The following is a 10,080-nucleotide window of genomic DNA, read 5'->3' as shown; positions in this document are numbered from 1 at the left end:
TCCCGAGTACTTCTCCGGATTTAGAGGACAGTCAAAAGCAGATTTTTTTCAATATTTTTTCTACTGCAAAGCAAAAAATCACAAACCACTGATTTACTGATATTTGAATGTTAAACGGATTCTTATTACTGCAAAAACCTCAATCCATGCCCTGCCTGTGTTCTGTGGGAAAACGGCAACTGCCATCAAAAAAAAGGATATACGAACGGGGCGCATATCCTTCACGGTGATCAAACGGATCAAACTTTAGAATCCAATGTATGGAGGAAGCACGCTGAACGGATCACTGACCACAGCGGTCAGGTTATAATCAGCGGTGTCACTTAGGTGGGTAGCTTCCTCCTGTGGGATCAAAGGATTTCGCTCGGAGTTCTTGTTCTTCTCTATTCCATTCCTTCCTTCCTTGGCCGGAGCATTCTGCATTGACACAAAGGTCTCGTTACAATTGTCAAGGTTAAACTCCACCAATGGAAGTGAGGGATCGGTGGGCTTACCCTGCTTATGGTTGGTAGTATTATGCAGGATCTTTTGCCACAACAGGTAACGCTCCATCTGGGTAAGCGGTACCGGCTCATTGCTCATGTGCACCGTCCATCCACGGCCTTCGAGTACCTTGGCGAACTGCTGGGCGTAGGTCAGCTTACTGTTGGCATGGGTCACGTTACCATCGTGGCCATAGGACATGAACACCTCCTTCTTATTGTGCGGATCATAATAGTCGCAGTAATCATTGGCCAGATTATCCAAGGTCTCCCCTTTCACATATAAGTTCTTGAGAAACCTTAGTGTGTTAATGGAAAGCAGGTACTGGGTCACAGTCATGGAGTTGATATGGGATCCCCAGTCCACTGCTATTCTAAGGGGCTGCCCTGCTACCAGGTCACTGTCCATCCTGCAATCGGGCTTCTTCAGTGCATCGGCATCCTGCTCAAGATTGCCGATAAACCCCTTATCGAACTTATTGGAATAGCCGTGATCATTCCTGTTTAGCAGAAAATAAAACCCTGCTTCTACACCTTCAGGAAACCAATTGAGCATCTCCACCATAAAGATGAAGTCCAGGAGCGTTCTGCGCATTTCCTTGATGTACTTCCACCCCACGTTCTCAATATTGTCGAAAACATCGGCCTCCATATACAGGAATCCGCTCTTATTACGGTACCACCGCAATTTCCGCTTTAGGGCAAGTATCTCCTCCCATAAATTGGCAATTCTAGACCTGTCCGGACAGTCCACCAATTCCAATTCCTTCTGAACAATCTGCTGCCTTATTGCCCGAAAATTATAACCATCCTCTTCATAATATTGGCCGCCCTCAAGCATCCATTTGAATTCATGGCCATACCCCATCGAGGAGAAGAAGAAGCTGCCATGATGGAAAGGGATGTGTTTAAAATAGCGCAAATTACCCCTATTGGTAGGCACCACTTCGGAGTCCATTTTCTCCTTATTGATCTCTAAAGCCTCATCCCCTAAATATCCATCAATGGAAAGCCCCCTGATGGTGGATCCGCCACCGTCCAATGATACCAAATGGAAAAAAGTGCCATTTCTGAAAATGATACAATGGTCATAATCCAAGGGCGGTGAAAGTGGACTGTCAAAGCGGAAATTCTTGGGCGGTTTTCGCCTTACGAAAAAATCCCTGTCTTGCTTATAGCCAAATAGCCCCAATGTAGCGATTGTAGTGGGAAGCGTCCGGGTAAGCAGCTGTTTGTAGGATTTGCCCACTATTGCCCAAGAGGATCGGGGCGTCCATTTCACAATCATATGGATCAGCCACGCAATCAAAAAAGATTTGCCCGTTCCCCTGGACCAGATGTTTTTGGCACTGTAGGGCTTGGCGACCTGAAAAATCTGCTGGGGTTTGTTGAATATTGTCTGCTTGGTCTGCATTAATCCTCCGTATTCGAATCATCCACGATTTCCATAAACTTGTCCGTACTGGTTTCCTGTCCCTGCACCGCTTCCATCACATCAGCAGCCACATCCTCCGGCAACTCCTCGTAATTGTCTAGATCGATCGTCCGTGGCTGGCCATCGGCAGTATTGATCACCAATACAAAACGGCTGGTCGGCGTATCGGTATCGCCTACCTCGGCAATGGCATGGAGGTCTTTTTTGATCTCCCGCATTTCGGCAATTGCCCGGTTCATCTCTTTCACGTTCCGTTGCTGAGCGGCCAATTGGAAGGTTTTCATGGCATACTCAGAAAGGAGCACCAAGGAGGCATGATATGGCACCTCATTCAGCTTGCCCCATATTCGTGTAGCATTCTTGAGGTCATACCAAGCAGTACGCTCTGATATCGCCTCCATGGACGGATCTTCCGCACACATTTTCACGTGTGCGGTTACCGCTTGGGATGGAGAATGATAGTTTAGCAAAAGGTTCCAGATTTTCAGCCACCGGTGCATGATCCGCTCATCCCCCTTATGAAGCTCGTGTTTATCGATCTTAGAGATCATAAAGGCCGCAATACGATCCTCCGGAGTATCGAGTTTTACATCCAGTTTTCCTTTATGCTGCGGAAATAGCCCGTTCGACATTTTCAGTGATTTCTTTGATTTCAGATTCGTTCAGTTCCACCCCATTGAGCCGAACAGACCAGTTGACTCCTTGCTTTTCCATCCAGTTGATCCAGCGGGTTACTTCCACATCTACATAGCGAGGATCCAACTCAGAAGCATAAAGAATTCGGTGCAATTGCTCGGCAGCAATCAGGGAACTGCCCGAACCAAGGAATGGATCTGCTACGATTTGACCGATCTTGGAATTATTGGCCATGGGCTTCCGCATGCACTCGATGGGCTTTTGGGTACCATGGCCGGTCTGGCCTTCTTCCTCCTGGACGCTCTTGGCAGAGAGGTTTTTGATGTCCCAAACGCTCAGCTCTTTTCGGCTTCCCTGCCAATTGTGCTTTTGTCCCTTTTTCACGGCATACCAACACGGCTCATGCTTCCAATGGTAATCACCTCGAGACATGGCAGGGCTTTGCTTGTTCCAAATGATCTGCGAAATGATCTTATAGCCGCAATCGATCAAGTTTTGATAAACCGTATTGGAATGAATCGCACTGTGCCATACGTACATCACTTGGGCATCAAATAGTGGATAAGTGGCCGCCCAATCTGCCTGGTCATCGTTCTTGACTTTTCCCGTGCTCTTAATTTTGCCTTTGGTGGCTATTGGCCGCCAATTGGGATCATAATTCACACCGTAAGGAGGGTCGGTCACGACTAATACAGGCTTTTGGCCATCCAGCAGCCTTTCGACCACCTCGGCTCTTGTGCTGTCCCCGCAAATGATCCGATGTACCATTCCCGAACCACTCACCAATTCATACAAATCGCCTTCCTTGGTTACACCTTCCTTTGGAAGAATACTCTCAAAACCGTCCTCAGCATCCTCATCCAGACCATTGGCACGGTTCAGCTCATCCAGTGCCAATTGCTCGACCGAACCAAAATCGAAAGCGTCCAGGCTTACCATGGTACCCAATTCATCCAAATCAAGATCAAAGGAAGCTAGGTGATCCATGACACCGGTGGCAGATAGCTTGGCATAACTGGCAGAATGGAGCAGCACGATCCGACCGGCTTCTTTGCGGTCAGCACAATTGATGAAATACCCGGTCAGCAGGTCGGGAATTTCCATCAGCCCGTCTTTATCGATCCGCTCCAAGGCCATTTTCATGTGATGACCGTCAAGGATCCATCTTTCTCCGTCCAGATCCTCCCAAATGTGGAACCCCCTAATAAGGTGGTTTTTCATCAGTGATTCCACCAGTTTATCAATTTCCACTGGTGTCTTGAGTTCTTCAGACTGAAGCCACTTGAGTGACCTCCAGTCTACTTTCTCCGCCTTGATTACTTTATCCTGTAGTTTCATAGTTGATTGATTTTAACCGCTCTTCAATGGATGTATTTTGGCGCTCCCTGCGCTTCACTTCACCCTGTTTGTTATCCTTGGTTTTATTCTTGGCGATATAGGCCGCATTGGTATTGATCAGCATATGCAGCTCCCACCCATTGTTTGGAAGGTCACTTTCTGAATGGCCTCCCGTAGCTTCTTCAGGCAGCTCCCCATGGTCAAAGTAACTATCTAGTTTGCTGCTGATCGCTAAAATGGCATTGGCCACCTTGTGCCTGTCTGTTTTGGATTTTAGGTGGAAGGACTCTCCATGGAGCACGCTACGCTTTTGTATCAGTTCAAGCACTTGCTTGGGAAGCTTGGCCTTGGATTCAGACTGATCTTTTTCGTTTTCCTCATTGGTTGCTTGCGGGCTTAACCCCTTTAAGGCATCCACCAATTTCCCTCGGGTAAAGGAAGTCTCAGGAAGATTGAAAAGAGAAAGCATGACTGGATCCTTTCCGTACTTTCTGTACAGATCTACACCGCCCTGGTACTCCTGATCTCCCTTAAACCAATTGTTTATTTCATCCATATTCGAAACTAGCAGTTGGCAATTGCCATTTAGAGGACACATAAAAAAGCCTCCCCGATGATCAGGGAGGCTTTCCTCATTTTCAAACCACTAATAACCATTAACCTTTCTTTACGGCAGTTGCCGTCTCCTTTTTCTTGAAGTACTTTTCGGCCTTGGCAAGCTTCTCGGCTTGTGCCAAGCTGATTCTCCTAAAGTCATACCGTCCGGCCAACTCTTTGGGTTTCCGGATATGCACCACCGTTGGGGTGATGGAGCATTCATATTTTTCCCCTACCTCTTTGGGCAGCTCTGGAAGCTTCTTATTTGACATGATCAACTGATTTGGGTTAAACAACTGGCTCAGGGTATTCGGTAATATCACCCTCATAGAAGAATAATTTACCATAGTTGGTGATGGTAACCGTCACGCCCTGGTATCCGCCTTCTACGGTACCGGAACCGAAACTAAAGCTCACTTCACATTCAAGTCCATCCTCACCCAATTGGATGAGTTCACCCTCCAAGGTCTGCACCAATACGATCCAATCACCATTTTTCTTCTGTTGGAAAAACTCCACAATTTCGGCGGTCAGGCCGGGGTGTTTCCCCACAAGATTTGGATTGTTGGTTCTGGATTCACGGTCACCGACCATTTCCCCGGTCAGCTCACCGGTCGCCAAGGTGGTGTGAAAAGGCACAAACCCAAACTCGGTTTCAAAAGTATGCGTGTCACTGATCCTCAAGGAATCTCCCGGATTCTCAAAAGGTGCTACCGGAGCCGCCAGACCGGTATCCGCCATAAACCAATCCCGCTCGGCCAACCACATGGTTTTTCTCAAACCAGGTGCATTGTCGCGGGTTTTGTTTTTCTTTAAAGACTCAAATCCCATTATTTACCTCCTTCCATTTTTACCAAAACACCGGAACGGATTTTTATCAGTTCCTTCACCAAATCGCTGTCCTTTCTGAGGGTTTCCTCATCGACTTCTACACGCTTGCCCTTATAGTTATGGACAAACTTCTTCACCACAAACTTGTAGCTTTCTTTGCCAACCTTGATGATCGGCTTACCTGCGGATTTTTCATTGGCATCGGCCACTGCCGCATCTTTCTTGGCCATCTCGGCATTGAGTTCCTCGATAATCGCATCCTTCGCCTTACTGTCTTCCTCGGCCTTGGCCTTAGCTTCTTCAGCTTCTTTTCGTGCTTCCTCGGCCTTGGCCTGTGCTGAATAGGCAGTTACCAATTCAGCCTCCAGTGCTTTATTCTTATCCTGAAGAGCTTTGATCTCTTCAGCGGTCAATTCTTTTTTTTCAGCCATTGTTTTAAGATTAGAAATGGAAAAAAGGGAGCCCGTCAAGGCTCCCGATCAATTGTTTAAACCGGCAATTCCGAGTCATTGGTGAACACGATCTCTGGGATCAGGAACCCAATGCCACTATAGAAGTCCGTGAAAATGGAAACTTCCCTCTTGGCAGTTTCGATTCTCACACGATTCATGTTCTGGGACTTTTTCAGCAAGCGGATGGCATTGCTTTTTGGTGTACACCAGATGATGTCCGATCCTTCGTGGGAAGGCTTACCAACCACCATGATATTAGTATCTTCTACAGAGCTTTTCACTCCGTCGAAGTCGGTGTCTTTACCGTAAAGCTTCCGGTATCCTCTTCGATAACGCTTGGCCAACGTCTGGCTCATGTTCAGTTCCATATTCTGCATCCAATATCGGGTATTGATTTGGTCAGAAAATGACTCGATTTGTTCCACAAAAGCCTGTGGATCCGTTTCCAACGCACCAATGGTAATCGGGGTGATTCGACCATCAGAAATATGCGTGTTACGGATTTCTTTGATCCCGTTCATGGCCGTACCAGCAGCACCGGCAGTGCCAGGGGTAGGAGCCACATACACTCCGGAGAAAATCTCGTTGAGTTCATAATCCTCTTTGATTTGAGGAAGCAAATGCACTTCTACGAGCCAACGGATAAACGGCCATTCACTCCTGTTCAGGCTTTCGTCAGCAAGAAAACCCAACCAAGTGGCTTCCAAGTCATCAGGGTACTCCTCATGATCCATTTTGAATGGATATTGGGGAATAGCAATAGGGGTAAACCCTACGTTTCCGATGGGCGTCCAGCCTTTTTGGAATGGTTGGAGGAGCCTACCGATAGTGGATTTACCGCCCCTGTAAAGGGTATCATCGGTAACTACCGTGGTAAAAGCGTTCTCCGTGACACTTTTTTCATTCAAGATTTTTACCAGTCTTGACAGGTTTTGGCCTTGGTTGATATAATAGGCTCCAAATTCGGTTATGATATCTTGTACATCCATAAGTAAAAAAGATTGGCTTAGTTGAACATTGGATTATTGTCCAAGGCCGCATTGTGTGGCAGCTTGGCGATGGCGGAGGAATTTTCATCCTCTTCGGTATTTCCTCCCTCTGCGCCTTCCTTTTTAGGATTAGCGTGGGAAGCCCCGGCCTGCTTACCGAATTTATCGGCATCGGCCTTGTACTTGTCCCTGTCCGACTCAGCAGTGGCAAGGGAATCCTTGGCGGTCTTTAGATCCGCTTTCAATTGAGTGATCTCGGTGTCCTGCTCGGAAACCTTCTTGTCTTTGGCGGCCAGTTCGGCATTGATCTGCTCGAGTCGCTCCTCCGTTACCATCGGAGCCTCATCTTCTGAGGTGACTTTCGCAAAACCAAGAACCGCCAAAATGGACGTCAGGGCAGCTTTAAACTTCATGTTTGATTCTGGTTTATTTGATGAATTTTGATTTTTCGGTGTGCTTTTGCCGGTCTTGATCCTAGCCTCCAATTCAGCAATGGCCTCATCCAAAGTGGACAGGCCATCAATCAATCCCTCATTGAGGGCTTGTGCTCCTGAGTAGATTTCCCCCTTCAGGACATCACTGTTAGATTTGATACCAGGACGGCGGGATTGGACAAAGGCGATAAACTGTGCCGCAGATTCGGAAAGACTGTCCTCGATCTGCTTTTTCCCTTCAGCGGAAAGCGGCTCATAGGAATTTACCTTGTTCTTGAGGGTGGATTGTCTAGCTCGGAGTACGGTGACATCCCCAACGGTCTCCTTCAACACTTTACTGCGATCCACATGGAGGGTCTGGACACCAATGCTTCCAATGATATTGTCGTTCTGACTGTTTGCCAACACACGGTCAGCAGAAAGTGACTGCCAAATGCCACCAGAAGCTCCAAGGCCATCAATAAAGGCAAGTGTGGGCATTCCTACGTTCATGATGTCATTCGAAATGACCCTGATCCCGTCCACGGTACCACCAGGGGAATCGACATAAAAAAGTACGGCCTTGTATTTTTCTGACTGTTTTGCCCGGGAAAGCATAGTGCTCATGCCCATATAGCCCATGGAGTACCATCCGCCATACTTGTCAGTAGGACCGACTATGGGGATGACCGCTATTTGGGAATTTGCCTTCAAATACAGCAGACCATTTTCATAGTCCCGGCCAATGGCCAAAGAGGCCTCATGCTGATGATACATGTCATCAATCGAATGCGGTCTGAAGGATTCGGTTTCGGATAAACGGACAAAGTGCTCCTGAAGGAAATCGTCATGGATCGCCATCAATCGAAAAGTAGCACCAAAAGAAGTATTCGAATTGCTCACATTTACCTTAGTTTTAGTTAACCTGCGTTATAGCATTTGTTCAGGTTACTAAGGTAATTCGAGCTTATGAGGGGTTAGAGGACAGTGGAAAAGTTAAGGTTTGAAATCATCTAACCATAAAAAATGATCTGAATCAAATAGGTTGCTACTGTCAAACATTGCTATAAAATTAAACAATACCGTTCTATCTGGTTTATTTAATTCATCGTAGTACATAATATAAAAGTAAAACACCAACCTACAGTCCCAAATTGTAAATCTTGATAAAAAAATGGTTCTGTAATGATGATAGTCCTCTATTTTATTATTTTCCTCAATTTGATGAAGTATGATTTTTACGAGGTTTAGAAGGTTTTTCCAAGTTATGAATCCTCCTTTAAACTTTGGAAGGATATGATTTTTAAAAAGTTCAACCTGAGACTTAGTATCCCCTTCATTCAACATATTAACCAATCCAACTATATCATGATATTCCTCATGTACCCGATCAAGTACTCTAACGAACGGATTATTGTCTTGCCTAATTCTACTTTCTTTTGACATCTCAGTAAAATAATCAATGAGTTTAAAGAAAGTATTTTCAAAATTCTCTACCTCGAATTGCTCATCATGCAAAAACATCTGTTCCTGCTGATTTTTCAAAGTTTTATAAATAAAAATAAAGCCTGCTAATGCTGCAAGTGGTCCAGCTGTACCTCCTACAAAAGTCCCATACTCACTAATAGTATATGAATCCCACAAAATATCGGGCATAACAAACATAAAGCACGAAATCCCTGCCAATCCCCAAGCAATCCAAGTTAGGTACTTTTCTTCGAATTTTTCCATACCTAAAAATATAAAGATTTGTCCAATTTATTCAATTCACATCTTGCTTGAAATTTTCAGGAGTAGACACCTCCTTATGATATATGAAAACGTTTAAAAAACCAAAAATTATCATGATTCCCCAAAGAAATGCATCCCTTAAATTCCCTTCAAAAAATAGGGGAACTAGGTACAATATAAACAGAAAATTACACCTTTTTAGGAATGGGAAGCTAAGCCAAACTGAAAATACGATCAAGTGATGGGTATAAGGAATATTCAGTACTAATGTATTTATGAAATGAAAAATTGAACCTATAAGTAAATAAATTTTCCAACTTTTTTTAGTTCCAAATAAAAATATCACTCCAGACAGCTCAAATACCACAGCTAAATAATCCATAACTTCATAGATAATCGGATGAAGGGAAGAGAAGTAATTTGCCAAAAGATACTGTCTATCTAAAACTAAATAGCCATACTGATACCAGAACAGAACTCCACTTGTTCCAAGGTCAAAATCAATCCAAGAAAATAATTTTTCAAACCCCGCAGTAAAAAAAGCAAATACTATACAGATTGAAAAAACAGCTAATGATAAAGATCCAAATTTTGATTCTCGATCTTTTATAAAAGCAATCTGGCATCCTGAATTGGTGAAGCTTAGAAACAAAAATAAAAGAGGAAACAATATTAAATGATCCACCTTTCCAAAGCTATACTGAAACCCATAATTGAAAATTAGAATTATAGATAGAATCCGAAGTGAAACCCTAGTAAAAATACCTAGGGATACAGAAACTAATAACCCTATAATCAGGTAATCAGACAATCTAAAATACCAATCCGGTAAGAATCCGTTAAATACATTTGTAAAATTAAAATATCCAGGTCGAAAATAAGAATCCGAGAATTCACTCAACCAACCAAATTTTGGCAAAAAATAAACTAAACAAAATAAACCCGAAAAAATTCTTAAAATCCCTAATTCATAATTGTCCAAGCTAGTGTTAGATTCAATTCTATTAAATAATCCTCTAAAAAAATCATCTACTAAACCCAATACGTTTTTCATAATCGATATTTCTCAAAATAATTTCTCTAGTTGAACGATTTATTTTCAATGATACTTTTTTCAATTTTAAATAGTCTATTGTACCATATTCTTCCTCAACCTTTCGAATCAAAAAATCCTTC

Annotated in this window: 11 protein-coding genes; all 11 read right to left on the bottom strand. The window is 44.1% G+C overall.

The window, feature by feature from the left end; genetic code table 11:
• Positions 1–246: 246 nt before the first annotated feature.
• Positions 247–1,896, bottom strand: a complete 1,650-nt coding sequence (locus DN752_RS21095; RefSeq protein WP_112785813.1) for a hypothetical protein — start codon at positions 1,894–1,896, stop codon at positions 247–249.
• On the bottom strand, positions 1,896–2,549 hold the full coding sequence (locus DN752_RS21090; protein ID WP_112785812.1) for a hypothetical protein: 654 nt from the start codon (positions 2,547–2,549) through the stop codon (positions 1,896–1,898). Before DN752_RS21090 ends, DN752_RS21095 begins: the two co-directional genes overlap by 1 nt.
• Positions 2,521–3,891 (bottom strand): DNA-methyltransferase, encoded by a 1,371-nt coding sequence (locus DN752_RS21085; RefSeq protein ID WP_112785811.1) that lies wholly within the window; start codon positions 3,889–3,891, stop codon positions 2,521–2,523. The genes DN752_RS21090 and DN752_RS21085 overlap by 29 nt, the downstream gene beginning before the upstream one ends.
• Complete coding sequence (locus DN752_RS21080; RefSeq protein WP_112785810.1) at positions 3,875–4,447, bottom strand: hypothetical protein; 573 nt, start codon at positions 4,445–4,447, stop codon at positions 3,875–3,877. The genes DN752_RS21085 and DN752_RS21080 overlap by 17 nt, the downstream gene beginning before the upstream one ends.
• A gap of 100 nt (positions 4,448–4,547) precedes the next feature.
• A complete protein-coding gene (locus DN752_RS21075; protein ID WP_112785809.1) occupies positions 4,548–4,760 on the bottom strand; it encodes a hypothetical protein in 213 nt (70 codons plus the stop codon).
• A 16-nt stretch (positions 4,761–4,776) separates the two neighbouring features.
• Positions 4,777–5,319 (bottom strand): hypothetical protein, encoded by a 543-nt coding sequence (locus tag DN752_RS21070; protein WP_112785808.1) that lies wholly within the window; start codon positions 5,317–5,319, stop codon positions 4,777–4,779.
• Positions 5,319–5,750: a hypothetical protein gene (locus tag DN752_RS21065; protein ID WP_112785807.1), complete on the bottom strand. Its 432-nt coding sequence runs from the start codon at positions 5,748–5,750 to the stop codon at positions 5,319–5,321. Before DN752_RS21065 ends, DN752_RS21070 begins: the two co-directional genes overlap by 1 nt.
• 56 nt (positions 5,751–5,806) lie before the next feature.
• Positions 5,807–6,760, bottom strand: a complete 954-nt coding sequence (locus DN752_RS21060) for a hypothetical protein (RefSeq protein ID WP_112785806.1) — start codon at positions 6,758–6,760, stop codon at positions 5,807–5,809.
• 17 nt (positions 6,761–6,777) lie between these two features.
• Positions 6,778–8,076 (bottom strand): S49 family peptidase, encoded by a 1,299-nt coding sequence (locus DN752_RS21055; RefSeq protein WP_162633301.1) that lies wholly within the window; start codon positions 8,074–8,076, stop codon positions 6,778–6,780.
• Positions 8,077–8,169: 93 nt separating this feature from the next.
• Positions 8,170–8,904 (bottom strand): hypothetical protein, encoded by a 735-nt coding sequence (locus tag DN752_RS21050; RefSeq protein ID WP_112785804.1) that lies wholly within the window; start codon positions 8,902–8,904, stop codon positions 8,170–8,172.
• A 31-nt stretch (positions 8,905–8,935) separates the two neighbouring features.
• On the bottom strand, positions 8,936–9,958 hold the full coding sequence (locus DN752_RS21045) for a hypothetical protein (protein ID WP_112785803.1): 1,023 nt from the start codon (positions 9,956–9,958) through the stop codon (positions 8,936–8,938).
• Positions 9,959–10,080: the final 122 nt, after the last annotated feature.

Source organism: Echinicola strongylocentroti (genome assembly GCF_003260975.1).
GTDB classification, from domain to species: domain Bacteria; phylum Bacteroidota; class Bacteroidia; order Cytophagales; family Cyclobacteriaceae; genus Echinicola; species Echinicola strongylocentroti.
Note: the sequence above shows the minus strand (reverse complement) of the source record. Positions and strands in the feature narration are given on the sequence as shown.

Coding starts and splice junctions, on each gene's coding strand:
- DN752_RS21070 (WP_112785808.1), bottom strand. CDS start 5,319: ATGGGATTTGAGTCTTTAAAGAAAAACAAAACCCGCGACAATGCACCT.
- DN752_RS21075 (WP_112785809.1), bottom strand. CDS start 4,760: ATGTCAAATAAGAAGCTTCCAGAGCTGCCCAAAGAGGTAGGGGAAAAA.
- DN752_RS21085 (WP_112785811.1), bottom strand. CDS start 3,891: ATGAAACTACAGGATAAAGTAATCAAGGCGGAGAAAGTAGACTGGAGG.
- DN752_RS21045 (WP_112785803.1), bottom strand. CDS start 9,958: ATGAAAAACGTATTGGGTTTAGTAGATGATTTTTTTAGAGGATTATTT.
- DN752_RS21080 (WP_112785810.1), bottom strand. CDS start 4,447: ATGGATGAAATAAACAATTGGTTTAAGGGAGATCAGGAGTACCAGGGC.
- DN752_RS21090 (WP_112785812.1), bottom strand. CDS start 2,549: ATGTCGAACGGGCTATTTCCGCAGCATAAAGGAAAACTGGATGTAAAA.
- DN752_RS21065 (WP_112785807.1), bottom strand. CDS start 5,750: ATGGCTGAAAAAAAAGAATTGACCGCTGAAGAGATCAAAGCTCTTCAG.
- DN752_RS21060 (WP_112785806.1), bottom strand. CDS start 6,760: ATGGATGTACAAGATATCATAACCGAATTTGGAGCCTATTATATCAAC.
- DN752_RS21095 (WP_112785813.1), bottom strand. CDS start 1,896: ATGCAGACCAAGCAGACAATATTCAACAAACCCCAGCAGATTTTTCAG.
- DN752_RS21050 (WP_112785804.1), bottom strand. CDS start 8,904: ATGGAAAAATTCGAAGAAAAGTACCTAACTTGGATTGCTTGGGGATTG.